24 protein-coding genes are annotated in these 26,539 nt (G+C 46.1%); 19 read left to right on the forward strand and 5 right to left on the reverse strand.

The features are described from left to right. The first annotated feature begins 148 nt into the window (after window positions 1–148). The 7 genes from HMPREF9243_RS01620 to HMPREF9243_RS01650 all read left to right on the forward strand — a co-directional run bounded on the left by HMPREF9243_RS01620 (window position 149) and on the right by HMPREF9243_RS01650 (window position 9,267). The gene (locus tag HMPREF9243_RS01620) at window positions 149–1,390 is read left to right on the forward strand and encodes an MFS transporter (protein ID WP_013670133.1); all 1,242 of its coding nucleotides are present in this window, start codon (window positions 149–151) and stop codon (window positions 1,388–1,390) included. Between the two features lie 236 nt (window positions 1,391–1,626). Then, window positions 1,627–3,348 (forward strand): phospho-sugar mutase, encoded by a 1,722-nt coding sequence (locus HMPREF9243_RS01625; protein WP_013669350.1) that lies wholly within the window; start codon window positions 1,627–1,629, stop codon window positions 3,346–3,348. A gap of 294 nt (window positions 3,349–3,642) precedes the next feature. Continuing rightward, window positions 3,643–4,539, forward strand: a complete 897-nt coding sequence (rapZ, locus tag HMPREF9243_RS01630; protein WP_013668578.1) for an RNase adapter RapZ — start codon at window positions 3,643–3,645, stop codon at window positions 4,537–4,539. Then, window positions 4,536–5,540, forward strand: coding sequence for a uridine diphosphate-N-acetylglucosamine-binding protein YvcK (gene yvcK / locus HMPREF9243_RS01635; protein ID WP_013669637.1), 1,005 nt, complete (start codon window positions 4,536–4,538; stop codon window positions 5,538–5,540). The genes rapZ and yvcK overlap by 4 nt, the downstream gene beginning before the upstream one ends. A gap of 28 nt (window positions 5,541–5,568) precedes the next feature. After that, window positions 5,569–6,492: a DNA-binding protein WhiA gene (gene whiA / locus HMPREF9243_RS01640; RefSeq protein ID WP_013668613.1), complete on the forward strand. Its 924-nt coding sequence runs from the start codon at window positions 5,569–5,571 to the stop codon at window positions 6,490–6,492. Between the two features lie 513 nt (window positions 6,493–7,005). After that, the gene (locus tag HMPREF9243_RS01645; RefSeq protein WP_013669848.1) at window positions 7,006–8,730 is read left to right on the forward strand and encodes an FAD-dependent oxidoreductase; all 1,725 of its coding nucleotides are present in this window, start codon (window positions 7,006–7,008) and stop codon (window positions 8,728–8,730) included. A gap of 60 nt (window positions 8,731–8,790) precedes the next feature. Beyond that, window positions 8,791–9,267 (forward strand): GNAT family N-acetyltransferase, encoded by a 477-nt coding sequence (locus tag HMPREF9243_RS01650; RefSeq protein ID WP_013668867.1) that lies wholly within the window; start codon window positions 8,791–8,793, stop codon window positions 9,265–9,267. Between the two features lie 231 nt (window positions 9,268–9,498). Here the strand turns inward: HMPREF9243_RS01650 and HMPREF9243_RS01655 are convergent, their stop codons facing one another. Beyond that, window positions 9,499–9,855 carry a single-stranded DNA-binding protein gene (locus tag HMPREF9243_RS01655; RefSeq protein ID WP_049776716.1) on the reverse strand — a complete coding sequence of 119 codons (357 nt, stop codon included), beginning with the start codon at window positions 9,853–9,855 and terminating at the stop codon, window positions 9,499–9,501. 196 nt (window positions 9,856–10,051) lie between these two features. Between HMPREF9243_RS01655 and HMPREF9243_RS01660 the strand changes: the two genes are divergently transcribed. From HMPREF9243_RS01660 to HMPREF9243_RS01675, 4 genes are all read left to right on the forward strand, one after another. After that, window positions 10,052–10,768 carry a response regulator transcription factor gene (locus HMPREF9243_RS01660; RefSeq protein ID WP_013668862.1) on the forward strand — a complete coding sequence of 239 codons (717 nt, stop codon included), beginning with the start codon at window positions 10,052–10,054 and terminating at the stop codon, window positions 10,766–10,768. 2 nt (window positions 10,769–10,770) lie between these two features. Further along, a complete protein-coding gene (locus HMPREF9243_RS01665; RefSeq protein WP_013669923.1) occupies window positions 10,771–12,282 on the forward strand; it encodes a HAMP domain-containing sensor histidine kinase in 1,512 nt (503 codons plus the stop codon). A 187-nt stretch (window positions 12,283–12,469) separates the two neighbouring features. Continuing rightward, window positions 12,470–13,105, forward strand: a complete 636-nt coding sequence (locus HMPREF9243_RS01670; protein ID WP_013670064.1) for a VanZ family protein — start codon at window positions 12,470–12,472, stop codon at window positions 13,103–13,105. A gap of 3 nt (window positions 13,106–13,108) precedes the next feature. Beyond that, window positions 13,109–14,296, forward strand: a complete 1,188-nt coding sequence (locus tag HMPREF9243_RS01675; RefSeq protein WP_013669145.1) for a class I SAM-dependent rRNA methyltransferase — start codon at window positions 13,109–13,111, stop codon at window positions 14,294–14,296. Between the two features lie 345 nt (window positions 14,297–14,641). On the opposite strand, the gene HMPREF9243_RS10195 is transcribed toward HMPREF9243_RS01675, so the two are convergent. Next, window positions 14,642–16,068 (reverse strand): IS3 family transposase gene (locus HMPREF9243_RS10195; RefSeq protein WP_101560582.1). Its coding sequence is split into 2 segments (ribosomal slippage): window positions 14,642–15,558 and window positions 15,558–16,068, totalling 1,428 coding nucleotides; the frame shifts between segments, so codons are not numbered across the junction. 143 nt (window positions 16,069–16,211) lie between these two features. On the opposite strand from HMPREF9243_RS10195, the gene HMPREF9243_RS01690 reads away from it, so the two are divergent. Both HMPREF9243_RS01690 and HMPREF9243_RS10555 read left to right on the forward strand, forming a co-directional pair. Next, window positions 16,212–17,930: an Mbeg1-like protein gene (locus tag HMPREF9243_RS01690; protein ID WP_013669503.1), complete on the forward strand. Its 1,719-nt coding sequence runs from the start codon at window positions 16,212–16,214 to the stop codon at window positions 17,928–17,930. A gap of 282 nt (window positions 17,931–18,212) precedes the next feature. Next, window positions 18,213–18,380: a hypothetical protein gene (locus HMPREF9243_RS10555; protein ID WP_013668795.1), complete on the forward strand. Its 168-nt coding sequence runs from the start codon at window positions 18,213–18,215 to the stop codon at window positions 18,378–18,380. Between the two features lie 184 nt (window positions 18,381–18,564). Here the strand turns inward: HMPREF9243_RS10555 and HMPREF9243_RS01695 are convergent, their stop codons facing one another. From HMPREF9243_RS01695 to HMPREF9243_RS01705, 3 genes are all read right to left on the reverse strand, one after another. Then, window positions 18,565–19,323 (reverse strand): SDR family NAD(P)-dependent oxidoreductase, encoded by a 759-nt coding sequence (locus tag HMPREF9243_RS01695; protein WP_013669686.1) that lies wholly within the window; start codon window positions 19,321–19,323, stop codon window positions 18,565–18,567. 71 nt (window positions 19,324–19,394) lie between these two features. Continuing rightward, entirely contained in the window at window positions 19,395–19,820 is a 426-nt protein-coding gene (locus tag HMPREF9243_RS01700; RefSeq protein ID WP_013668951.1) for a lipocalin-like domain-containing protein, read from the reverse strand. A 197-nt stretch (window positions 19,821–20,017) separates the two neighbouring features. Next, entirely contained in the window at window positions 20,018–20,707 is a 690-nt protein-coding gene (locus tag HMPREF9243_RS01705; protein WP_013670101.1) for a hypothetical protein, read from the reverse strand. Between the two features lie 437 nt (window positions 20,708–21,144). Here HMPREF9243_RS01705 and yaaA point away from each other — a divergent pair, with 437 nt between their 5' ends. From yaaA to HMPREF9243_RS01735, 6 genes are all read left to right on the forward strand, one after another. Further along, entirely contained in the window at window positions 21,145–21,867 is a 723-nt protein-coding gene (gene yaaA / locus HMPREF9243_RS01710) for a peroxide stress protein YaaA (protein ID WP_013669412.1), read from the forward strand. A gap of 241 nt (window positions 21,868–22,108) precedes the next feature. Then, complete coding sequence (locus HMPREF9243_RS01715; protein ID WP_013669879.1) at window positions 22,109–22,603, forward strand: PTS glucose transporter subunit IIA; 495 nt, start codon at window positions 22,109–22,111, stop codon at window positions 22,601–22,603. Window positions 22,604–22,764: 161 nt separating this feature from the next. Then, entirely contained in the window at window positions 22,765–24,246 is a 1,482-nt protein-coding gene (gltX, locus tag HMPREF9243_RS01720) for a glutamate--tRNA ligase (RefSeq protein ID WP_013669150.1), read from the forward strand. Window positions 24,247–24,363: 117 nt separating this feature from the next. After that, window positions 24,364–24,729 (forward strand): DUF488 domain-containing protein, encoded by a 366-nt coding sequence (locus tag HMPREF9243_RS01725; RefSeq protein ID WP_013668836.1) that lies wholly within the window; start codon window positions 24,364–24,366, stop codon window positions 24,727–24,729. A gap of 15 nt (window positions 24,730–24,744) precedes the next feature. Beyond that, window positions 24,745–25,578: a hypothetical protein gene (locus tag HMPREF9243_RS01730; protein WP_013669782.1), complete on the forward strand. Its 834-nt coding sequence runs from the start codon at window positions 24,745–24,747 to the stop codon at window positions 25,576–25,578. 21 nt (window positions 25,579–25,599) lie between these two features. Beyond that, window positions 25,600–26,514, forward strand: a complete 915-nt coding sequence (locus HMPREF9243_RS01735; RefSeq protein ID WP_013668639.1) for an FAD:protein FMN transferase — start codon at window positions 25,600–25,602, stop codon at window positions 26,512–26,514. The last annotated feature ends 25 nt before the right edge of the window (window positions 26,515–26,539 follow it).

Below are 26,539 nucleotides of genomic sequence, written 5' to 3' on the forward strand. Positions count from 1 at the left end.
ACCAGTAAGAGAAAGCTACCATGTCCTGTAAAAGAGGCCAAGACAAAAGTCGCGGCCTCTTTTTTAATGGGGAAAATCAAAATTTCCAACAAAATCCCAAATAACTGGTATAGTAAATAAGTAAAGTCTATTAGAAATGAGGAATTCAATGAAAGAAAATAAGTTATTCTATGGTTGGTGGGTCGTCCTCGGCGCCATTATCATGCTAGCGGTCATGGGACCAGCTTCAGTGGCGGTGGCCAACCTCTTCCAACCTTACGTCGTTGAAGAATTCGGTATTGCCAACTCGGCCTTTGCTATTGTGAACTCCATTGTGCTGGGGATGGGGATCTTTGTCTCACCCTTTGTCTCCCAACAATTTGCTAAGAAGGGTAACTTCAAGCGCTTTTACCTAATCGGGGTGCTTGCTTATGCCATTTCTTACGGTTTATACGCCTTTGCCCCTAATATTTATGTTTTTTATTTGCTCTCTATTGGGGTAGGTTTTGGTTATACAGCGACTACCATTATTCCAGTGTCCATGCTGGTCAATAATTGGTTCGTAAAAAGTCGGGGGACAGCTCTCAGTCTTTCCTTTGCCGGACTAGGGATTGGGGGGATTATCTTCAGTCAATTACTAACCTGGTTAATTGGTGACATGGGTTGGCGGATGGCCTACCTGGTTTACGCCATTATCATGTTAGTGGTCGGGATCCCAATTGTGATGATGCTCTTTGTGGAACACCCTGAAGCGAAGGGTCTCCATGCCTTGGGAGCAGCTGAAGTGGATGACACGGCTGACCATCAAGAAGAGGACCAGACGGGGGTGAAATTACCCACCAAAGCAGCCTTCAAGAAGCCTTTCTTTATCATGTTATTAATCGGTACCGTCTTTATCGGTATCTCGAATAACGGGGGCTTGGGCCAATTCCCACCTTACGTCCAACAACTCCACGGCGCTGGTAAGATGGCCCAAATGGTGTCGATCTATTCTGGGGTCGGTATTCTCGGTAAGTTAGTTCTAGGTGTGGTTAATGATAAGTTTGGTGTTCGGATTGCAACGCTATACGCTTCCTTACTCTGCGCTTTAGCTTACTTCTTGATGCTCTTCAGTGGCAACTACACCTTTGTCTTCCTGATGGCCATTTTCTTTGGTTTAGGGAATGCCATTGGTACCGTCTTACCGCCATTGATGACCTCATCAATCTTTAACGCTGCTGACTATCCTAAGGCCTACGGTATCGTCCAAAGTGCCTTGATGTTAGGAATGACTTCTGGCTCACTCCTGGCAGCCACCCTAGCGGATGTTTCCGGAACCTATCAAACCGCCTGGGTCTTCCTAGCAGTCCTCTCAGCCTTAATCGCTGTCTTCTGGATCGCTGCCCACAAACAAGCAGAAAAATATATGTAGGATTAGTTAATTCCTTTACCTCTTGGTCTCTTGATGGGAGACTAAGGGGTATTTTTTATTTCAAGCTTGAGGCAATGTTTTTAACACTAAGAGAAGACCAGAGCACGCTTGCTATTCCTTAAAAATTATATTCCCCCAGTCAAGGGGATGAGACCGCTTGTTTTAGGAGAAAGGGGAGCAAAGCTAGGGTAAATTTGGTACAATAGAATTACGAAAAATGAAAGAGGAGTGATCCCATGACTTGGAAAGATGCTTATGAGCAATGGAAGAATTTTTCCGATTTAGATGCTCAGGTTCGTGCTGAATTAGAAGAATTAGAAAAAGACGAAGACGCCCTCCAGGAAGCTTTCTACAAAGAGGTAAACTTTGGGACGGCGGGCATGCGTGACTTAATGGGTCCCGGGACCAACCGTTTGAATATTTATACCGTACGCCAAGCCACAGAAGGTTTAGCCCGGGTGATGGAAGAGTACGGCCAAGAAGCTGTTGACCGTGGGGTAGCCATTGCTTACGATGGTCGTCACCATTCTCTAGAATTTGCCCAAAATGCGGCCCGGGTGCTGGGCCAACATGGGATTAAATCCTATATCTTTGAAGGGGTTCGCCCAACGCCAGAACTCTCCTTTACCGTCCGTCACTTAGGGACCTTTACCGGGATCATGATTACAGCCAGCCACAATAATGAATACTACAATGGCTACAAGGTTTACGGGGAAGACGGCGGGCAAATGCCTCCTCAAGATGCTGATGCCTTGGTCAACCACGTCAAAGACGTGAATATGTTAACCATCCCGCTGGCTGATTTGGATGAAATTAAGGACAAGGGGCTCTATCAAGTGATTGGTAAGGAAGTCGATGAGGCTTACTTAAAGAACCTGGAAACCGTGACGGTGAACCCAGACATTATCGACAAGATGAAAGACAAGGTCACCATCGTCTACACCCCTCTCCAAGGGACGGGACAAAAATTGATGGAAGAAGCCCTAGACAAGGCTGGTTTTGAAAACATTGTCTACGTGGAAGAACAAAAAGAACCTAATGGGGACTTCTCCACCTTGGATGAGCCCAACCCCGAATACCCGGAAGCCTTTGAATATGCTATGCGTTACGGCAAGGAAAGCCATGCGGACCTCCTGATTGCGACCGACCCGGATGCGGACCGTATGGGCGCTGCAGCCTTAATGCCAGACGGGTCTTACAAGATTATTTCTGGTAACCAAATTGGGGCACTATTAACCCACTATATCCTTACTGCTCGTAAGGAAGAGGGAACCCTACCTGAAAATGGTGTGATTGTGAAATCTATCGTGTCCAGTGACCTGCCCGCTAAGATTGCAGAATCTTTTGATATTGCTACCGAAAACACCCTGACTGGTTTTAAATTTATCGCGGAAAAGATCCAAGAATACGAAGAAACTGGGGAACACAGCTTCCTCTTTGGTTTTGAAGAAAGCTATGGCTACTTGATTAAGCCTTTCGCCCGTGACAAGGATGCGGTCCAAGCTGCTCTCTTATTTGCTGAAGTGGGGGCCTTCTATAAGGACCAAGGTAAGACCGTTTATGACGGACTCTTAGACCTCTACAAGGAATATGGTTACTACCTGGAAAAAACCATTTCCCTTAAATTCGAAGGTCAAGCTGGAGCTAAGAAGATTGAAAGCATTATGGCTAACTTGCGCCAAGAACAACCCCAAGAAATTGCTGGGCAAAAAGTCCTATTAACGGAAGATTTCCAAACTGGGAAACGGATTGATGACCAAGGTCAGGTGGAACACTTTGACATGTCCCGGTCCAATGTCTTGAAGTATCAATTAGCAGATGGGTCATGGATTGCTGTACGCCCAAGTGGGACGGAACCTAAGATTAAGTTCTACATTGGGGTTAAAGCAGATTCTGAAGACCAAGCGGCTGAAAAAGTTGATCAATATGGCCAAGTGATGCAAGCTTTGGCAGAATAAAAGTTTTTAAAGACACAATTCAAAAGCCTACTGAATGCTCATTAAGGCTATATGGTAAAGATCATACAAAAGGCAATGATTTAAAAAAGGAGCTGGGAATGGATCCCAGCCTCTTTTGCCTTATTGACCAACTTGTGGAAGAGTCGCTGAGTTTATTTCCGTTTTCTTCAGCGCTTTCGTCCTTTGCTGTGACTGTCACACTTTAGATTTTTTAGGATTTATTTAATTGCTGGCCCGATTGATGCTTGCTATAATGAGAAGGATTAGGTCTGTGTTCAGACAAAAGGAGACATTATGTCAGAAAATAGTGAATTAAATATTGTAATTATTACGGGAATGAGTGGGGCCGGGAAGACGGTTGCCTTACAGAGTTTTGAAGATATGGGTTACTTTTGTGTGGATAACTTACCGCCTTCTCTCTTACCAACTTTTTCCGAGCTCATCAAGAAGTCCAAAGATATCAACCAAGTCTGTTTGGTGATTGACTTACGGTCACGGGAATTCTTTGATGAATTTGTCCATGCCCTCCAACTCTTGGATAATAACCCTAAGATTCATTCTCAATTGGTCTACCTAGATACCAGTGATGCGGCCTTAGTGGCGCGTTATAAGGAAAGCCGCCGTAACCATCCCTTGCAAAAGGGAGGCACGATTTTAGAAGGAATCCAACGGGAGCGGGAAGAGTTGAGTCCAGTTCGGGCCCTTTCTCACTTGACCATTGATACCACCTCCATCACGCCTAAAGAATTACGAGCCGCCTTGATCCGGGAATTCCATGTCTCTGATGCCTCAGGCTTCACCATCGAAGTCATGTCCTTTGGCTTTAAGTATGGGATCCCTATTGATGCTGATATCGTCATGGACGTGCGTTTCCTGCCAAACCCCCACTATATCGACGAATTGCGTCCCTTAACTGGGGAAGACGAGCCCGTTTATAACTATGTGATGGACCAGGACGATACCGAAATTTTCTACCAAAAATTTGTCGACCTTTTAGACTTTACCCTGCCCCTCTATGAAGCCGAAGGGAAGGCCAGCTTGACCATCGCCATTGGCTGTACCGGGGGTCAACACCGGTCCGTGGCTTTGACCCGCCGGATCGGTCAACATATCATGGACACAACCAATTACACCACCCATATCAGTCACCGTGACCAGAACAAGCGCAAAGGAACGGAGCGAAATCAATGAGTGAGTCAAGGAACTATTACCCTAAAATTACCGTGATCGGTGGCGGGACCGGCCTCCCCATACTCTTATCCGGTTTGAAGAGTGCCAACTGCGACTTAACCGCTGTGGTGACCGTCGCAGATGACGGGGGCTCTTCGGGCAAATTGCGGTCGGCCTTAAATACCATCCCCCCAGGCGACTTGCGTAACTGCCTGGTGGCCTTATCGGACTCCAATAGTCTCTATAAGGATGTCTTCCAGTACCGTTTTGCTCCCGAAGATCAGGAGTTTTCGGGCCATGCCATTGGTAATTTGATTATTGCCGCCCTTACGGAAATGCGGGGGAGTATCTATTCGGCCTTGAAATTATTATCCGTCACCATGGCGGTCAAGGGCCGGGTCCTGCCTGCCTGTGAAGAACCTCTCATCTTACAAGCCCACTACCAAGAGGGCGATATGATTGAAGGGGAGACCACCATCGTTGAAGAAAAACGTCCCATCCAGTCGGTCTCAGTTCGTTTGGCTAATCAGGCAAGGTCTGACCAAAGCGTCAAAGCAGGTCGGGGTGTGGTTGATGCCATTATGGGAGCTGATATGGTGGTCTTAGGACCCGGTTCCCTTTATACCTCGATCTTACCCAATATCGTGATTCCTGAAATCCGCCAAGCCCTACAGGAAACCTCGGCGACGGTGGTTTATATCTGTAATATCATGACCCAGCTAGGGGAAACAGAGGGCTTTTCCGATGCGGACCACTTACGGGTGATTAATGATCATTTACAAGGCCACTATGTGGATGCCTGTCTCTTGAACCGGACCACCGTGCCTTATGAATACATTGAAAACAACGAGGTCTTAGATTATCTCGTCCAAGTCAGCCACGACCGGCAAGGCTTGAAAGACCAGGAGGCTGAGATTATCGGCTGGGATTTCTTAAACCTCAAAGATTCTGGGGTTTACCACGATAAGGATAAGCTGGTCCAAGCCCTGATCCAGGTCTACCGTGACTACCACCAAGATTAATGATTAAGAAGAGAAAGTAGGCGATCATGTGGTTTCTTTTGCAGCCAGTGTCAAGAAAGAACTGACCCAATTAAAGCTTGACCAAGAGGAAGCGCGTGCAGAACTATCCGCCATTATTCGTATGAACGGTGCTTTGCAGATCGTTGAAGGCGAACTCTCACTGAATATTCAAACGGAAAATGCGGCCATTACCCAAAGAATTTATACCCTCTTAAAAACTTACTTCCAAGTCCACGGGGAAATCCTGGTCCGGAAGAAGATGAAGTTAAAGAAAAATAATGTCTATATTGTCCGAGTAAAACAAGCCGTTGACCTGCTCTTAGACCAACTGGGTATTCTCGGCGATTCCAGTATCTTAGAAACGGCTCCAGCTGAGATTATTTATAATGATCCCACACGGCGGGCGTATTTACGGGGAGCCTTTCTGGCTGGGGGGTCGGTTAATAATCCGGAAACCTCCTCCTATCACTTGGAGATCTATTCCAGCCATGAAAGCCATGCCCAACAGCTGGCAGAATTGATGAATCGCTACCATATGAATGCCCGAACCACCAATCGGCGCAAGGGGGTCATTACCTATCTCAAAGAGGCAGAGAAAATCTCTGACTTCTTGGCGCTCTTAGGGGCCTCTAGTGCTATTTTGCGCTTTGAAAATGTCCGGGTGACTCGTGACATGCGCAATTCGGTCAACCGCATGGTCAACTGCGAAAACGCCAATATGAATAAGACCATTGACGCCGCTGCCAAGCAAATCCGAAGCATCCAGCACATTCAAAACACCATTGGCCTTGATAAATTACCGGAAAAACTCCAGGAAGTCGCCCAAGCCCGCCTCGATAACCCCTCGGCTACCATTAAAGAACTCGGCGAACTCCTCCCCTCCGGCCCCGTCTCTAAATCCGGTATTAACCACCGCCTCAGAAGACTCAACCAATACGCGGAAAACCTTTGAGGATGTGAGGAAGGATCAGGGAGGGCGATTCCTTGGAAGAAAAGATGAAAAGGTCAGTAATCTGACCGTTCAACTTTTCTGAAAGGACATCCCCTACCCCTTCCGAACTCAACTTGTGATGTGAGCTGACAACAAAAAGTGAAACGCTGGAAGAAATATGCGGAAATCCTTGAAAAGGATTGACAAATATTTCTGAAGCGGAGTTCACTTTTGTCAGCGAACAGGTTATCTTTAAATGCGGCTAGCGCAAACAGAGGCAAGACCATTTTCTGAAGTGGACGCTTGTCTCGCGCTGGGAGCAGGTTATGATGCGACAGTCACAACAAAGGACGAAAAGAGCTCATTTTTATCACTACAAGCTGAAATAAAATCTTGGCAAGTTCCCTTTTAGTCACAGTTGACTAGGAAGAGCTTACCAAGATTTTTTATTTTCTTTGGCTGGCAACAGCTTGTGCAAGAACATACAAACCGTCTTATTTGTGCTAATATATGAGAAAAGAAAGGGGTATTATAATGGTTGAAAAGTGGAGCGGAACAGCAGCGGGCATGCACGGAGACATTGAGGTGGAAGTCGCTTTAGCGGACGACCGACTCTTGAGTATCGAAGTTTTAAACCAGCAGGAAACGGCCAACTTGGCGGACAAGGTCTATGAGACTATTCCCCAACGGATTATTGACCAGCAGTCTTTGAATGTTGATACGGTGTCAGGGGCCACGGTTTCCAGTAAGGCCATTATTAATGCCACAGCGGCTGCCTTAAAAGCAGCTGGGCTCGATCCTGAAAACTATCAAAAAATCACTTCAGTCCAAACAGAAAAAGTTACTACGGAGGTCATTGACGCCGATGTCCTGGTTGTCGGTGGTGGTGCAGCAGGTTTAGCGGCAGCCTTGGCCGCAGAAGAAGCGGGCGCCAAAGTAGCGATTTTAGAAAAACAAGCCCAGTTCGGTGGCTCGGCCAACTTTGCTGAGGGAATTTTTGCGGCGGAAAGTCGCCTGCAGGAAAATGATTATATCGACATCACGAAAGATCAGGCCTTTAATTTTATTATGGAGTATTCCCACTGGCGGGCTAATCCACGCATTGCCCGTGCCTTTGTGGAAAAGTCCGCTGACACCATTAATTGGTTATTATACCATGGGATCACTTTTGAAAAGGTAACGACCAATAACCCCGGTGGCTTAAGAACCTGGCACATATTCGATGGCCATGGGGCAGGTTATATCCAAAAAATGTCAGCCCTTATTAAAGACAGAGACATTGCCTGCTACTATGAAACAGCAGGAAAGGAATTGATTATGGAGGGTGACCGAGTAATTGGGCTCAAAGCCAAACAAGGTCAGAAAAACCTGGTTTTCCGCTGTTCAGCCGTCATTATTGCTAGCGGGGGCTATGCCAATAACGCTGAGATGATGGCCAAATACACCGGTCAGACCAATATCTATCCTGTGGGAAATTCCAATAAAACGGGTGAAGGCATCCAGATGGCCTGGGAAGTGGGGGCTGGTGAAGAAGGGACAGGCGTGCTCCAACTTTACCGTCCAGGAGTACCCGGTCAATCCTCAACTTCCCTACTCAATGCGGCAGCCCGTCAACCCCATTTGTGGATTAACCAAAGAGGGGACCGCTTCTGTAATGAAGAAATTGTTTCACTTTGGCCTTTTGCGGGCAATGCCTTGGCTAATCAACCAGACGGCGTCATGTACTCCGTCTTTGACCAAGCGACTAAAGAAAAGATGGTTGAGGAAGGCATTAAAATCGGTGTCGGGGTCCTCGTACCAACCGGGACAAAGCTCGTCGGGATCGATGACGAATTAAGCCAGGGCCAAGCCAATGGCGATGTCTTTATTGCCGATAGTATTGAAGACCTGGCAGAGCAACTGCAGCTTTCCCAAGCAGAACTCCGTCAAACCATTGCTGACTACAATAAGATCTCTGAAAGTCGTCAAGATAATCTCTTTGCCAAAAACCCTAAATATGCAGCGCCAATTGAGGCGGGACCTTTCTATGCCATTCGTTGTGCTAACCACTTCCTAGGGACTCTTGGTGGGATCAAGATCAATGAAAAGGCTGAAGTGGTTACTTCTGAAAACCGTCCCATTGCTGGTTTGTATGCGGCTGGCAATGACGCTGGCGGAATGTATGGGGACAGCTATGACCTCAACCTTCCTGGCGGGACCTTTGGCTTTGCGGTTAACTTTGGTCGAATTGCCGGAGAAAAGGCCGCTAAAGGCTTTTAAGTAAGGGTTGGAATATTAGAAGATCGTCGGACGTCTAAGTGAGGAGGGGGTAGTTAAACCATGTCAAGTCAATATCAAATCTGTGAAGTAACTCCTAGGGAGGACTATATTCCAGAGCTCCTGGCGATTTGGGAGGCGTCGGTAAGAGCCAGTCATGACTTTCTCTCGGAAGCTGCCATCGAAGCCATTAAAGCAGAGGTGCCGGGCGCTTTAATGGCGGTTGACGACCTAGTGGCGGTCAAGGCCCATACGGGAGAAATTGCTGGTTTCATGGGAATGGCTGGCGAAAACCTGGAGATGCTCTTTCTTCATCCGAGGTATTGGGGCCAAGGCCTGGGCCGGGCCTTGCTTGAGGAGGGGATGACTTCCTATGGGATTAGCCAGCTCACCGTGAATGAACAGAATCCCAAAGCGGTTGGCTTTTATCAAGAGATGGGATTTGTTCCTTATCGTCGGACGGCCATGGATACTGAGGGCAGGCCCTATCCTTTGCTTTATATGCACTACCAAAATGAAGCCGAGGGAAGGGAAGAATAAAAGGGCCAGTCGAGTGGCTGACTTTTGGAACACGTTTTGATTAGATAGTTCGTATTTTGAAAAGAGTCTGAGGCTTTTGTCCCAGACTCGTTGCTCCTCTATATTTCAAAAGTAGCCCGCCTGCTCACTAAGCTATTTGCTTAAGAAAACTATTTTTCCTTGAAACGAATGATTAAATCAATACAGCCAGCTGACTTTTCTAAAGGCTCAGCTGGCTGTCTATTTTTGGCTTTAAACCTTAGTCACTTCAATGTTAATATCTTGGACTGGCTTATCGCCTTGTTTCTTACGTAAGAAGAAGACTTCGCGGACAATGACTTCCAATTGGTAAACCTTCACTTGGTCTTTATTGGTATAGTGGTTCATATGTAAGTTACCTACAATGCCAATTTCATCGCCCTTGTCCAGGTATTTATCAATCAGTTGGGCGGTCGCATTCCAAGCTGTAATGGGAATAAAATCGGTCTGCTTCTCTCCACCAACAAAGCGGTTGACAGCCAGGGCATTGTTTAGGACTTGGTGTTTACTTTCCGTTTGGGTCATTTCAATGTCCCGGGCTAAGCGGCCAATCAGTTGAACTTGGTTCATCACTTCACCTCCTCTCTTCCTATTAAGCCGCAAAGGGGAGGTCATTTTCTCCTTTAAGAATTATTTATCTTTTGCATTCTTTGACAAATTTTTCCTAAAATTGCTTATAATAGGTAAGGAATAGGTCCTGCTGATGAGGCAGTGACCATCATCGACGCCTTATTAACAGGTGCATGAGAAAAAGGAGGGCCGTGGCGTGAAAATTTTGATGATTGAAGATAATACCAGTGTGGCAGAAATGCTATCCATGTTCCTTGACCAAGAAGCGGGTTGGGAGAGTCATTTTTCCTATGATGGCCAAGAAGGGTACGACTATTTTAAGGCCCATGAAGATGAGATTGATATTGTGATTTTGGATTTGAATTTACCGTCAAAGGATGGCATTAGTATCTGCCAAGATATCCGTAAAAGCAACCAAGATGTGATTATTATTATGTTAACCGCCCGGGATAGTGAGAGTGACCAAGTCTTGGGATTGGGATTGGGGGCAGATGACTATATCACCAAACCCTTTAGCCCCTTGACTCTGGTGGCTAAGATGCACGCGCTACTGAGACGGCGGGATGCCAATGACAACCGGGAAAGCCAAGACCAAGAAGAGAAGAGCCTGATTAAGACCAAGTACTTAACCATTGACCCCAATACTCGGGAGGCTTCCTTTCACGGTCAAGCCATTGCTAATTTGACGCCCAAGGAATTTGATATTCTGGCCCTCTTAGCTTCCCACCCTAAGCAGGTCTTCACCCGCGACCACCTCTTGACCAGTTTGTGGGAAGACCCTTTCTACGGGGATGAGCGGACCGTGGATGCCCACATCAAAAAACTCCGCCAAAAGATGGAAAAGAACGGCCCCCAAGCCATTCGAACTGTCTGGGGTGTGGGCTATAAATACGATGAAAGTGGGGAGAAGTAAACTTGCGTTACTTATACCAACAATTAGCATCCTTTGCGATTTTGGTCTTGGTGACGGTTTGCGGACTCTCCTTTACCTTTTTTCGTTACACGGAGAGTCAGATCTACCAACAGGTCTTTGATGATTTAGAGACCGTCTATTCCGAAATCCAAGGCCGGCAAGTGTCTCGCGAGATGCTAGAAGAGGCCCAGAATTGGTTTGAAGATTCCTTTCAGATTAAGATTTTCTGGTATAACGCGGATAACCAACGCATCTATCCCCAGTCCCTCACTGACAAGGATAATGGCGACTATGCCGAACAGGGCTTGCCTCAAGATGACATTGTTTCCATGAAAGAAAAGGGCCGCTTAGGCTTATTCGACTTCGACCTGGGCTTTACAGGGGATAGTCCCGATGCCTATGCCATTACCGTCCCCTTAGAAGACGGCGATTCGGGCGACTACTCGGGTTACTTGGTGATTGGCCAGGCCGCGGGTGGGATTCGCCAAACCATTAACAAGTTAAAGGCCAATATCTTCCAAGGTGTGGCGATTTCGGTGGTAGCCGCGGTAATCCTAGCCATTATGATGGCCCGCTACCAAACTTCGCGGATCAACCGTCTGCGTCAGGCCACGCGCTCGGTGACTCAAGGCCATTATCTGCAAATCCCTTCCGCCCACCGCGATGAGTTAGATGACTTGGCTGATGACTTCAACGACATGACGGCCTCTCTAGCCGAATCGGAAGTAGAGATCGAGCGCCAAGAACGCATGCGCCATCAATTGATTATGGATATCGCCCACGAATTGCGGACCCCGCTCACCACCATGAACGGTCTCTTGGAGGGCTTGCGCTACCATATCTTCCCCAAGGACAAGGAAGAACGGAGCTTGGAGCTCTTGCATAAGGAAACCCAGCGCTTGATCCGTTTAGTTAACGATAACTTGGACTATGAGAAAATCCGGGCCCATGAAATTGTCCTCAACCAGGTGACTTTTCCCGTTAAATCGGTTCTTGAAGAACTGGTGATCCAGGCCAAGGAACTGACCGATAAGAAAGATGACCGCATCGTCTTGCATTGTCCAGACCAATTGACAGTCTTTGCCGATATGGACCGCTTCCGGCAAATTATCTTTAACTTGGTCCATAATGCTATTCAGTTTACCGAATCTGGTACCATCACCATTGATGCTGACCTTGGCGAAGACCAGTGGACCACCATTCGCGTGCGTGACACCGGGATCGGGATGACCGAGAGCGAATTAGCCAATATTTGGGAACGCTTCTATAAGGTTGACCAATCACGTAAGGCTTCAGCTTACGGCGAATCGGGCCTGGGACTGTCTATTGTGAAGCAACTTATGAAAGTCCACCAAGCCGATATCCGGGTGACTAGCGAAGTGGATAAGGGCACCCAGTTTACCCTACGTTTCCCACCTGAAAGTCAAATCAAGGCTAAAAATGAAAAGCAAGAGTCAACGACCAGTGACTCGAAAAGCAGTGACGACGCCTCTGACCCGACTGATACCAGCTAGATCCTCAAGCGGGACGCGCCAGGGGCGATCAAAAAATTAACCAGAAGGAGACCTTCTACATGTCTACCTATTCCTATCCAGATAGGATGTCAAAAGCGATACTGATAAAGATAAGCTGTTTCCCTGACCCCCATAATAACCTGCTGGTCAAGAAAAGTAGCTGGATTAGTGGGGAGTGGGATGCCCGATGATTTTTCTTGGCCCCCTCTATCACTTACTCGCTTACTTACTGGCGGACCGGGTGAATCATTTTCCCCTGATCCGCCTCTTAGTTTTTTCTCTGGATAAAACCATCCTTTATACTTTAATTTTTCTGACTATTTCCGCCCTAATCGCCCATGTGAAAAAGCGCCGCCAAGCCCAGTGGCAGGTCGATTGGTCCAAGTACGGCCACATCTTAGCCCTCTTTGTTTACTTGGTCCTCCTCCACCTCACCGTCTTACGCTACGACTGGCAGTGGTGGCGTTTATCCCTAGTTCCTGGAGTAACTTTACGGGACTTCCACTGGCTGCCCTTGGTGGATACCATCAAACTGGCCTATGGGGATTCCAGTTTTTCCTATTGGTATAACTTTTTTGGCAATGTCTTGTGGTTTATTCCCTTTGGCTGGCTGCTGGCTTATTTCTTTTGCGGGCAACGGAGTTTCTTCCGGGTCCTCTTTATGGGGATGGGCTTTTCCTTTATGATTGAATGTGGTCAGCTCTTCCTGGGCACGGGTTTGGGCCATATTGATGACGTGATTTTTAACAGTATGGGCGTGGTGATCGGCCATTTTGCCTATGACTTTAAACATTTCTTCCTAATGAAACATGAAAGCAGGTAAAGTATGCGAACACTCACTCTGAAGAAACGCGCCAGTCAAGCGGCTCGCGCGGGACGCTTATTATTAAAAGAACAGGACTTCGTTAAGCCGCCTCACTTTGAAGAGGGCGACTTGGTCCAAGTCCAAGACCAAGCCGGTGACTTTCTTGCTTTAGCCTACTTGGCCCGGCAAAATAAAGGCATTGGTTGGATCTATAGCTATGACCGCCAGACCAAGTGGGGGCAAGACTTCTTCCAGGAAGTCTTCCAAGTAGCCAAGGATAAACGCCAGGGGCTCTTCCACGATGACTTGACCACCGCCTTCCGGGTCTTTAACGGCGAGGGCGATGGTTTAGGCGGTTTGACGGTGGACTACTATGCCGGCTACCTGCTCCTGCAATGGTATTCTCTGGGCATTTACCAGAACCAGGCAGCCATTATTGAAGCGCTAAAGACAGTCTACCCTGAAGCCATCGCCATGGAAGGGAAAAACCGCTTCAAGAGCCAAGCCGTCCCTCATAAAAATGAAAGACTCTGGGGCCAAGCGACAGACCAAGCAATAATGATTAAGGAGAACGGAATCAATTATGTGACCCGGCTGGCCGATGGCTGGATGACCGGGATTTTCCTGGATCAAAGGTTGGTCCGCGACTATCTCATGTCAAGACTAGCCCTAGGAAAACGAGTCCTCAATACCTTTTCCTATACGGGAGCTTTTTCTCTGGCGGCTGCTATGGGTGGGGCCTTGTCAACCACTTCTGTGGACCTGGCCAACCGAACCAAGGAACTGACTGCGGAACAGTTTGCCGCCAACGGGATTGACTTAGGAGATAGTCATAAGGTTTATGTTATGGATACCTTTGACTATTTTGCCTATGCTAAGCGCCATGACCTGACTTATGATGTGATCGTGATGGACCCGCCAAGTTTTGCTCGTAATGGTAAGCAGATCTTCAAGGTGACGGAACAATACCCCCAACTGGTCCACGATGCCTTGGAAATTCTCAGCCCGGGTGGGTATCTGATCTGTTCCACCAATGCGGCCAACTATTCGCCCAAAGCCTTTCAAGCGGATATTAACCAGGGAGCTAAGGCTGATGGACATCAGATTAAATTAGTAGAAAGCTTCCAGTTGCCGGATGATTTTCCGGTACCGCCGCTTAGTCCTGAGAGCGGTTATCTAAAGGTTAAGGTCTACCAAAAGCAGAAATAGACTGGTAGTTTGAGGAAAGTTATAAATAAGTAAATAGTTATGGTAAAAATTTCAAAAAAGTATATGTAAGCCCTTACATATGTTAGAATATCGTGTTACAATAGATGCGAAGCAATCGAGAGATTGCATCATCCTTTCATTTTTGTTTTTTCCTTTACAACCCACTCAGACTATGGTGACCCCAATAAGTTGGACTTTATATATAGTGAGTTGGCCTTTGGCCAGCTCTTTTTTGTTGCTTACAGTTCTTGCTTATTTCTTGCCGACACATTTACTCAGAAATTTAAACTTGTCAAGAGGAAGAGCGTAGCGGCTCTTGATAAGTTTAAAGTTTATGTGTAATCATTAAGCGGCGAAAGAAGCGTGATGAAGACGAAATTCTATAGGACTCCTAAAATCTAATTTTTCTTTGATTCTTTCACCATTGTAATAGATTATAAAATCTTCAATCGCTTGTGCTAATTCTTCAAAGGAATGATAAGTCCGACCATAGTAGACTTCTTGTTTTAGTAGACTAAAGAAATTCTCCATTGGCGAATTATCTAAGCAATTTCCTTTACGAGACATACTTTGAAAAATTCGGTGATCCTTCAAGAGCCGGGTGTAACTTTTCATTTGATAGGCCCAGCCCTGATCAGAATGAAAGGTTCTTCTGTATGGACATAATTTACTTGCTTCAATGGCAGCTTGTAGCCCCTCCAACATGCTTTGTCCATTAGGCTGATGTGTTATCTTAAAAGAAATAATTTCTCGATTAAATAGATCCATGTAAGGATCTAAATAGAGTTTTCCAGTTTGATAATTCCCAGAATCATCGGCATAGTAGTATTTAAATTCTGTTGTGTCTGTTGTTATTTTTTGATAAGGAATGGTCGAATCAAACCGCCGGTTGATACGATTTGGCGCTATCTCTCCAATCGTTCCTTTGTAGGAATTATATTTTCTTGTCTTTCTAGTATAGCTAGTGACCTGTATCCCCATAATTTTCATTAGGCGTTGAACTTTGTTTTTACTGACCTTATAACCACGGGAAAGCAGTTCAGCTCGCATTCTTCGATAACCATAATCCTTATGGGTTTCTCTGATGTCTTTCATTTCCTCTTTTAAATCGGCATCCTTATCAATTTCCTCATCTTTATTTTTCCAATAAAAGTAGGTCGATTTAGGAAACTTTAAAACGCTAAGAATATCTTTTAAAGCATATTTTTCATCATGGAGACGTGTGATTTCGGTCACTATTTCTTCTTTTCTCGCTTGACTCTTTGAGCCACACGTCTCCTCAATCCTTTTAAAAATTTGTTCTCAATTTCTAAATCCGTAATCCGTTGTTCAAGTTCCTTTATTTTTGCTTCACTTAACTGATTGGTTTCGCTGCTATCCTTTATTTGATTGATTTGTGATTTCTTTTTAGACACTTTAGGTGGCCTTCCTTTCCTCGCGGAAAGGCCATCAAGTCCTCTTTCATGATAAGCTCTTCGCCAATTAGCGATTAGACTTGGATTATTCATGTTTAATGAATTGGCCAATTCGCGATAACTCATTTCCGTACTTTCATACAATTCTATCGCATTTAATTTGAATTCAACAGTATAAACCTGTTGAGTCCGCCTTTTCTTTAAACCATCTACACCAAATTCATAATAGTTATTAACCCACCTTCGTAAAATAGAAGGATCTATTCCTGCTTTATTAGCTAAGGTTCGATAACTTCCTTTTTTCGCAATATAGTCTCCTACTAAATTCAGTTTAAATTCTAATGAATATTTAGACATAAAAATAACCCCCAAAAGTTGAATTCTTAGTCCAACTTTTGGGGGTCACTACAGACAGTGGGTTGTTTTTTGTACTTAATTTTTTATTTTCTTAGTTGGATTCCCTATAATAGGGTTAAGTATAAATTGTGAGGAGGCTAGTGATGCGGATTGTTGATTATCTCAAGGTGAATAAGGGCCAAAGTTTTACTGATTTGGCGCTTAATGAAGTGGATATTGCGGCTTTAACCGAGTTGAGTAATCTGCCTATCGCTGGGCTTTTGCCGAATGATTTGAGTGGGGAGGACTATTGGGATTTACCCACCCTCTACCAGGCTTTAAAGGACCAAGACTATTCCTTTCAAGGCTTGTGGCAGTGGATTATGGACGGCCGCTATGCGCTTTTGGAAGCCATGGTGGGTAGCCAGCGTTTTCAAGACATCCGTCTCTATGGCTTTGATTCCCAGTTGAATCGGGAGGCGGTGCTTCAGTTTGCGGCCTTGGTGGTGGAAGTGCCTGATCATTTTAAGATCATTGCCTTTCGAGGAACTGACGACCACTTAGTTGGCTGGCGGGAGAATTTCAAACTGGCCTATCAAAAAGCCATGCCCTCACAAAAGTCAGCCACAAACTACCTGCGTCAAGTGCTTGATTATACGACCGATTCTGAGCAAACCATCATCGTTTCCGGTCATTCCAAAGGTGGAAACTTGGCTATTGTTGCTTCTATTCAACAAGACAAGTCCTACCAAGACCGTCTGAGCGCGGTGTACGCCTTTGATTCGCCCGGTATTCACCGTGAAACTCTGGCCCAGGAAAATTTTCACCGGATTCAAGGGCGGATCCATGAATATGTGCCCGAGGATTCCCTGATTGGGATCATTCTCTATGCGGCGGTTAAGCCTGTGGTGGTGAGAAGTTCGGGGATTTCCCTTATGCAACATCTGATGGAAATGTGGGAGGTGGAAGAGACCCACTTTAAGCTGGCTCAAAGCACCACCCCAACCAGCCAGCTGGCCCAAGCCACCATGAATGTCTGGATGCAATGGCAGGGGCAAGAAAATATTGAGCGCTTCTTCTTCCTAGTTTTTGAACTTTTAAACCAAACCGGTATCGATAGTTTCAAGGATGTTGACCAGGATTTCTCCGGCTTTATTGGTAATTTGTATCGGGAAGGCAAGTCTTTAGACCGATCGACCCAGCGCTTTCTGATGTCAACCTTGAATGACTTGGTATTGATTGGGCGGGCCTTGAAGCGTAGACGTCAGACCAGTGAGGACTCTTACTATCCCCAATCTATCAAGAATGAAGTCCTCCAACAAGTTAGTCACTGGCATCAAGACCAACCCTGGGTGAGCGTCTTGGTTGGGGGTGCCTTAATTTTCTCGGGGCTGGTTCTTTTGGTTAAGCCCAGTTATGACTTAAGCTTTCTAGCAGGGTTTTTCCTTTTAGTCATCTTTATTTCGGGGCTCTGGGATCTGCGTTACTTTTGGACCCAGCCGGAGTCGCGCTTGCGTGGGACTTACTTATTGGCGGCTATTTTAGCCTTTGTCCTCTCAGGAGCGGGTATTTATTTTGGCGGCCGCTTCCTGCCTATTCAGGTAGGGGTGTGGATGATTGGTCTGAGTCTGATCCGGATTTGGCAATTTTACCGCATCCATACTGACCATTGGGATATTCCAGTGAGCGGGATTGTACTGTCGCTAGCGACTTTTGCCATGGGCATCCTCCTCATTGGCCACCCCCGGCTTTCTGCCTACCTGCCCATCCTGCTGGCCCTGGGTTTCATTCTCCTGGGCTTAGTCATGGTGGTGTCCGTAATTATCTACCAACGGGAAAGTGAACTCTATGACTTCATCGACCACTGGGAAGAAGAAAAATAGAGAGGAAAGTTTTTAAATTTGGTGGACTTGTGGCATCGTCAAAGTGCGGTAAGGTGAAAATTTCTGCTTTGAAAAGCATAACAGCCATCCCATGATCGTGGGGTGGCTATTCTTTACCTAGCTTAATAATCTTTTAGTAAAATGTTTTTTTATTATTTATATGAGCTAATTATTTGTATGCTATTTAAATACTTGTTAGGCTGAAAATGTCAAGAGCTGTTAATCAAAATTATCTATACTCGTAAGTGATAAGTGACATCATTATCGGAAAGAAGGATTTTTATGAATAAAGCAGTTAATGAAACCTTGACCGTTTTAGGTGGAGTCTTTTTACTTATCTTGTTACTCAATTTGTTTTTACCTATTGATTTCTTTAACTACGGCGCCACAATTACCTACTTTGTTTTTGCGCTGGTTTATTTTGGGGTGAGGACTTATATGAAGAAATAGCTCGCTTTTGTGGATAAGTTCTACCTATAGACCTTTAGCTTCTAAACAAACAAAAGACTTCCTGTATGGTATATTGAAAGTGCTCAGCTCTAGAGCAGGGGCCATTCATTTATCAATAGGAAATAGAAAAGCCGACGCTCTTCGAGAACGTCGGTTTTTTTGTTGGTTTATCAGCAGCTTTATTCTATTCGCCACCGGTAATGCCGATGGCTTCGCCGGTAATCTTAGCGGCACCGTCAGAAGCTAAGAAGACTGCCAAGGCACCGATTTCTTCAGGTTCAATGAGTTCTTTCATCCATTGAGCCCCTAAGATATGGGTTTCCAGGGCTTCTTGTTTAGAAGTGCCGTCTTTTTCGGCTAAGTCACCTAATTGATTTTGGATTAAATCAGTATTGGTGGCGCCTGGTAGGATAGAGTTAGCGGTAATGCCAGCTTGGGCGTATTCCATAGCTACGGTATTGGTGAAACCGATTTGACCATGTTTAGCCGCTACATAAGCTGACTTGTATTTATCTGGACGACGACCATGACCGGAAGAAATGGTAATGACCCGGCCCCATTCGTTTTTAGTCATGTAAGGGAGGGCATATTTGGTCATGAGGAAGGTTCCGGTTAAGATGGTGCCGATCACTTGGTTCCAGTCAGAAAGTGGGAAGTCTTCGACAGAGTGAATTCTTTGTAAACCAGCATTATTGACTAAGACGTCAATGTCACCAAGTTCTTTGGCGATCGCTGCGGTGGTTTCCTGAACTTCTTCTTCGACTTGGATGTCACAAGGGAAGCCGTAAAGATTTTCATGCCCCTCAGCAGCCTTGTCTAATTTTTCCTTGGTCCGACCGAGGATAGCTACCTTGTCACCATTTTCTGCAAAACTTTTTGCGATAGCAAGGCCAATCCCTGACCCGCCACCAGTAACAACAACAACGCGATTGGTATTTGCCATAAATGAGTCCTCCTTATGCATATTAAAAAATTATCTCTACAATACGATCAGATGGGGAAGTCGCTTACCTTTTATTCGTGGGGTTCTACGCGTTCCCATTTGAGTTGGTCTTCGGGGTGGAGTCCGTTATAGATGGATAGGATCTTGCCGTCAATTTGACCGACCCGGGGTTGGGCTTGGCCTTCCCAGGTTGGGTTCATGGAAACGTCCATGTGGTGGGTGACCTCTCCTTTTTCTTCGTCTACTTCAAAGCGACCGGAATAGGCCATATAACCATGGGCAGCTTCTGCCATTTCTTCTTTAGTTCCGGTGTGGATATCTCCCGATTCGTAGGGGGTCCGGCCAACTTTAGATAGTTGAGCAGACATATAGCCGTCAGGATTATACATAATGAAGCCCTTAGCGTCTTCGCCGAAAGGATAGACCTTTTCGCCGTCTTTTTCGGTTTCATAAGACAGTAAACGCCAGGTACCGATTAATTGATCTCGCATCGACATAGTTCTTCCTCCTCATATTTTATTCTTGGTGGCCAGATTTTGACCACCTGATAATTTTATTATAAGGGTAATAGTCAGAAAAAGCTGGAAATTCAACTTAAGGATTTATCGACGTAAAAAATAACAGAGAATAAAAAAGCCCTGACTGCCACTTTAACTAGGAGAGTGGCGGTCAGGGTTAACTTCTTCAGATTGTTCTAGTCTTTATCGAGGAGTTGGTTGAGTTGGTCTTGGAGTTTTTGGGCGACCTGGTCACGTTCTTGGTGGAAGCTTTTCTTATCCCCTTGGAAGGACACGGCTTGGCCGCAATAAATGGTATGGGTTTTCCGGTTGGCGTAGAGGGGGATAAACTGAATATGACTTTGATGTTTACGGTAGTAGAGTTTTTCCAAATGGAGGAAGCCTTCGTAGATTTTTCCCACAGGTTGGTCCTTACTTTGATAGTCCACATCAGGGAAGATAGTGACGGGGACGCGCTCTTCTAGGGCTTGGAGGCTAGTAGTGAAGGTTTTCTTAAGCTGGCGGCTCCCCCGATAAACGGGAATGACCCGAGCTTGCTTAAGGAAGAATGCCACGATCCATGCCGCTGGAAAAGCCAAGAGCTTGGCGAGGGCTTTAGGAAGATGGAAACGTTGGGTAAAGGTATAGTCCACAAAATGTTGGTAGCAATCCTTAGGGTCGGTCAACTTGGCCAGGACCCAGATCCGCATAAAAATGGTGGTCCAGATAATAATTTTAAGCGGGCCTCTGAGGTTCTCATGGTGGGAGACAAAGACGGTCGGTTGGCTCAAGTCGGGTATCGTGTCTTGGTCGAGTCGGTATGTGGGTATAAATAGGCGAACAATTCCTCTCAAAAAGCGTAAAACTGGACCAAATTCTTTTTCCATTTTCCTCTACTCCCCTAAAAACTGATAAAAAAACCATAATATAATTCGACTTTTTTGTCCAATAAAAGTTATTTTTATAAACTATAAAAGTCAGGGTGCGACAAGCGCGCCAAAGAGCAAGATCTCTGGAAGAAAAAGGCGTAAAAATTCTTGCAGAGAATTTGTCGCCATTTTCTGAAGAGGACGCTTGCTCTGCGCTTGGAGCAGGTTTGGTTAGAGTGCGACAGTCACACCAAAGGACGAAATCGCTGGAGAAAACTGGGATAAGCTCAGTAAAGCTGAGCTTATCCCAGTTTTTGAAGCGGACGTTCGTCCTGTGACTGGAGCAGGTTTGGTTAGTGTGCGACAAATGCGCCATAGAGAAGACCACTGCGCCTATCATTGCTCGCCTCTATGGTAAAATAAAGCCAACAGACCCAGTGTAAAGGAGATTATTTATGAAGATTATTTTTTCCCCGGCCAAGGAAATGTCCTTCGACCAGTCTCTTAAGGAAGACTGGCAACTTAGCCCTCAAAGTCAAGCAGTGGTCCAGGCCTTGAAGTCCTTGAGTCCAGAAGAAGTGGCGAAAACTTTAAAGGTGAAGGACAAGTTGCTAGAGACTAACTTAGCTTATATAGAAGATTTTGACCAAGGTAAGACTTACCCGGCCATTAGCCTCTACCATGGCTTGGCCTACCGGCAGCTGGACTTGGATTTACAAAAACCAGCGATCCAAGCTTATCTAGGCCAGCAAGTGCGGATTTTGTCCGCTCTCTACGGCCCCATTCCTGCCACCCAACCGATTAAGCCCTACCGCCTGGACCTGTCCATGCCGCTGAAAGTGGAGGGACAGTCCCTCAGAAAATTCTGGCAGGGGACTTTTGACCAGGCCTTTGCGGCGGGCGAAAGGATTCTTAACCTAGCCAGCCAGGAATTTGCTAGCTTGCTGGATGCGGACCGCTATGACTGGATCGATGTCGATTTTTACCAACTTAAAGCTGGCAAAAAGAAACAGCACTCCACGATTGCCAAGAAGGGCCGGGGCTTGATGTTGAACTACCTGGTTAACCACCAAGTCACTGATCTGAGTCAGGTTCAAGCCTTTTCTGAAGCGGGCTACCGCTACTTGGCTGAGGAGTCGGATGACAAGCACTTAACCTTTGTCCAAGATCTTGATTAATAGCTTGGGCAAGGCACTGTTTCTTTTCAGAAAACAAATCTTCCATAGTGTGTTCCAGTTGCTATAGCTGTTCGAAGCGCAAGCGAGTTACAGATATAGTATGCCTAGCTCTTCTGGGCTCTTTTGACTTTGTCACACTCTCTTGAAAATTAATCGAAAAGCTCTGTTATTCCCACATGTTCATGGTAAACTATCCCTAAAATGAAATGCTGGTTGACTAGCCAAAAAAGGAGCAGAAAAAATGTTTGGATTCTTAAAGAAAAAAGCAAAAAACACCTCAGTAGAACTTGAAGCCATTGCTAATGGACAATTAGTGGCCTTAGAATCAGTCTCTGACCCCGTATTTAGTCAAAAGATGATGGGAGATGGCTATGCTATTGAGCCGGAAGACGGAGTGATTCATGCCCCAGTCAATGGAACGGTCACGACCGTTTTCCCTACTCAACATGCCATTGGGATTGAAAGTGATGAAGGCCTGGAGATCCTCCTCCACTTAGGGTTTAATACCGTTGATTTGGACGGTAAACCCTTTACCTCCCAAGTAGCTGCGGGTGACCAAGTCAAAGCCGGCCAAGTCTTGACCCAAATGGACTTAGACGCTGTTCGCCAATCCGGCGCAGAAACTACCTGTGTGGTGGTCTTGACCCAAGCGGACCAAGTTGAAAGCTTGGAAGTGGAAGACCCTAAAGTGGTTAAAGCCGGGGATAAGGTCGCCCAAGTGACCTTAAAGGGCTAAAGTGAAGCTTTGATGGCTTGATGAATCACTTTAGGCAGCTTGATCTAGCCTGAAAGACAATTTTTACCTGCATTTTGGCCCATTCGTTTTAATGCGGGGGCAAGTTATGGTAGAATAGAAACGATTGAAATCTTTACAGACAAGAGGAGATGGCTAAATTTATGTCCGATAAGATCAGAGTGCGCTATGCGCCAAGTCCAACAGGCTACTTACACATTGGGAATGCGCGTACCGCTTTGTTTAACTACTTATTCGCCCGTCACGAAGGTGGCGACTTCATTATCCGTATTGAAGACACCGATAAAAAACGGAATGTGGCTGATGGTGAAAAGAGCCAAATTGACAACTTGAAATGGTTAGGTTTGGATTGGGACGAAAGCCCAGAAAATCCAGGCCAATACGGTCCTTACCGCCAATCAGAACGTTACGATATCTACCAAAAATATATTGACCAATTGATCGAGCAAGGCGATGCTTACTATGCCTTTGATACCGAAGAAGAATTAGAAGCAGCTCGCCAGGCTCAAAAGGAAGCCGGTACCATGCCTCACTATGAAGGCACCTGGCGTGATCGTTCGGATGAAGACATCCAAGCTGCCCGAGACGAAGGGCGTCCTGAAACCGTCCGTTTCCGGATTCCAGAAGGGGAAACCTATACCTTTGATGACATGGTTAAAGGTCAAGTCAGCATCCATTCTGAAGATATTGGAGGCGACTTTATTATCTGGAAGAAAGATAAGTCTCCAACCTATAACTTCGCTGTGGTGGTTGATGACCACTTAATGGCAATTACCCATGTCTTACGTGGAGATGACCATTTGTCTAATACGCCAAAACAAATCATGATCTACCAAGCATTAGGCTGGGAACCACCAGTATTCGGCCACATGTCCTTGATTACCAGTGCCGAAACCGGGAAGAAATTGTCCAAGCGTGATGGGTCCATTATTCAATTTATTGAACAATACCGTGCCCTGGGTTACCTCCCTGAAGCGATCTTTAACTTTATCGCCTTACTGGGCTGGTCACCAAAAGGGGAAGAAGAAATCTTCTCTAAGGAAGAATTTATCGAAATCTTTGACCCTAACCGCTTAAGCAAGTCACCGGCGGCTTTTGATAATAAGAAATTGGAATGGATCAATAACCGCTACATGAAGGCAGCCGACGAAGAAACCGTTGCCCGCCTTGCCATTCCTCACCTGCAAGCGGCTGGTCGGGTATCAGACGACCCCAGTGAAGAAGAATTGGCTTGGACCAAGAAATTAGTCTCCTTATATAAGGATGAAATGTCCTACGCCAAACAAATTGTCGACTTGTCCGACATGTTCTTCCACGATTCCCTAGAAGTGGACGAACGCGGTAAGGAAATCTTGTCAGCGGACACCGCCTATGAAGTGGTCAATGACTTTAACAATAAGTTGGACGCTATCCAACCTTTCGATGAAGAACACATCATGGCGACCATTAAACAAGTTCAAAAAGACACCGGCATCAAGGGTAAAAATCTCTACATGCCACTGCGTGTCGCGACTTCCGGTAAGGAACACGGTCCGTCCATCGGCTTAACTATTGAAGTCATGGGTAAGGAAAAGACCAAACACCATCTCGAAGAAGCCTTAAGTAAGATGGGAAAAGCTGAATAAGAGAATTTAGTAAAAAACTTAGCTGCCTGATGGGGTAGCTAAGTTTTTATTTTGTTTAGCTGCTTTTGTTATACTATATTTATAATATTGATAAGTTTAGAAATGAGCGTGTGTTTGATGGAAATTGCAATTAAGCGGGCTTATGCCGATTATGATCCTAACGATGGGGAACGGATTTTAGTGGACCGTTTGTGGCCGCGTGGGGTCAAGAAGGAAGATGCCCATGTGGACGAATGGGAGAAGGATGTGGCGCCAAGTGACGACTTGCGTAAGACCTTCCACCAACACCCCAACCACTTTGACCGCTTTAAGTCAGCCTACAAGCAAGAACTCAACCAAAACCGAGATGCCCATGAGGCTTGCCAGCGTTTGTGTCGCAAGGCGGCTGACCATAAGATAAGCTTAATCTATAGTTCCAAAAATGAAAGTGAAAATAATGCTGTTGTGTTACGTGAGCACCTGCTAGCCATGCGGGTCTATTAGAAAGAAGTGAGGCCGATGAAGCGATGGCTTAGAATAGCCTTAATTGGTATAGTGATGTCTGCTTTACAGCTGGTATTTGACCTGTTTTTACCCAACCCCTCCTTTCAAGGGATCCTCCCGCCTTCGCCCTTATTGGAGTCGGGAAATTATCCGATCCTGGCTTTTCTAGTGGGTTGGCTGGTGTTTACTTTGATGACGGCGGGCTATGAGCTGATCGACTTACGCTTGCCGGGAACCAAGCGCTATAAAACTTGGGTCTACCTGGCCTGTGAGCTGGTCGTCTTCATCCTTTACCTGTGTGAACCCTTGCCCCACCGCCTGCCGGTTGATTATTTCTTAAATTCGCTCAAGGCGGTTCTGGTCTTCATGGTCCAAGGGGCTCTGATTGAGAAATTATTGGCCACCAAACGTCAACATTACCAACGCAAGCCCTTTATCTATAACCGGGCCCTCTTGGTCTATACCTTGTCCATGGTGATTTTTCGTTTCTTTGCCTACCGGGGTTTGGATATTTATAGTTTAGGCGATGACAACCTAACCATTTCTCTAGTCTGGTCAGCCATGTTGGGACTGACCATGGGTGGCGTCTTTTGCGTCTTGCAACGTTATCTCAGGCGCCAAGATAAGAAAGGCAAAAACTACCAGTTTACCTGGGGCTTTTTTGCGCCGGCCGTTTTGGCCTACCATGCCTTCTTTGCCTTACGCTATGAGATCGCCCTGGTTGATGTAGTGAGCCGGGCGGGAGTGGATATTATAGCGGTCTTCTTGGCCACCTGGATTGTTCTCCACTGGCAAATCGATGAATTAGCCGGCGTCAAGCAAAATCCGACCGTGTCGGGTGAAATTTAATGAATCAGAAAGGGGAAGGCCATGGAAGCCGTAAAATTAGTTGAATTAATGGGAACTGTGATTGAAATGAAAGTTGGCCACCCGGAGGCAGAGGCTCTCTTGGAAAAGAGCGAGGCCAAGTTACGCGATTATGAGTACCGCTTTTCCGCTAACCGTGATGACTCCATGTTGATGCAGGTCAACCAGGCAGCGGGGAAGGCGGCTGTTGCGGTGGATGATGACCTCTTTGATCTGATCCAACTAGCTAAGAAAGTCTCGGTCTCAACAGAAGGCCGCTTTAACTTAGCTATTGGCCCCTTGGTTAAGCTCTGGCATATCGGCTTTTCCGATGCCCGGGTGCCTAGCCAAGAAGAAATCGACGAACGTCTGGATTTGGTTGATCCCCATAAGGTCCAGCTTGATCCGACCACCCATAAGGTTTATTTAGAAAAGGAAGGCATGGAGATTGACCTGGGTGCCATTGCCAAGGGCTATTTTGCTGACCAGATTGTGGCTGACTGGCGCCAGGCCGGGGCCGACTATGGTTTGATTAACCTGGGCGGCAATGTCCTAGTCATGGGAGATGCTCCCAACCGCGCGGACGGCTTTTGGCGGATCGGTATCCAACGCCCAGACGCCATTCGAGGTGAAATTATGGCCACGGTCCCGGTCAAAAACCAGTCCGTGGTCACTTCAGGAATCTATGAACGCTCATTTAAGCAAGAAGGCCAGTCCTACCACCATATCCTGGATTCAAAGACCGGTTACCCTATTGAAACCGACCTGGCTTCTTTAACTATTATCGCGCCCCAATCAGTTTTTTGTGAGATTTGGACCACGGCGCTCTTTGCTTTGAATTCAGAAGAAGCAGTGGCTGCCATTGATGACTTAAAAGGGATTGAGGGCTTAGTTGTAACCCAGGCTGGTAAAATATTGGTCAGCCGGGCCTTAGCCTAGTGGTAGAGAGAAATTAAGCGCTTTT

It is taken from the genome of Aerococcus sp. Group 1, from assembly GCF_000193205.1.
Classification (GTDB): Bacteria; Bacillota; Bacilli; order Lactobacillales; family Aerococcaceae; genus Aerococcus; species Aerococcus urinae_A.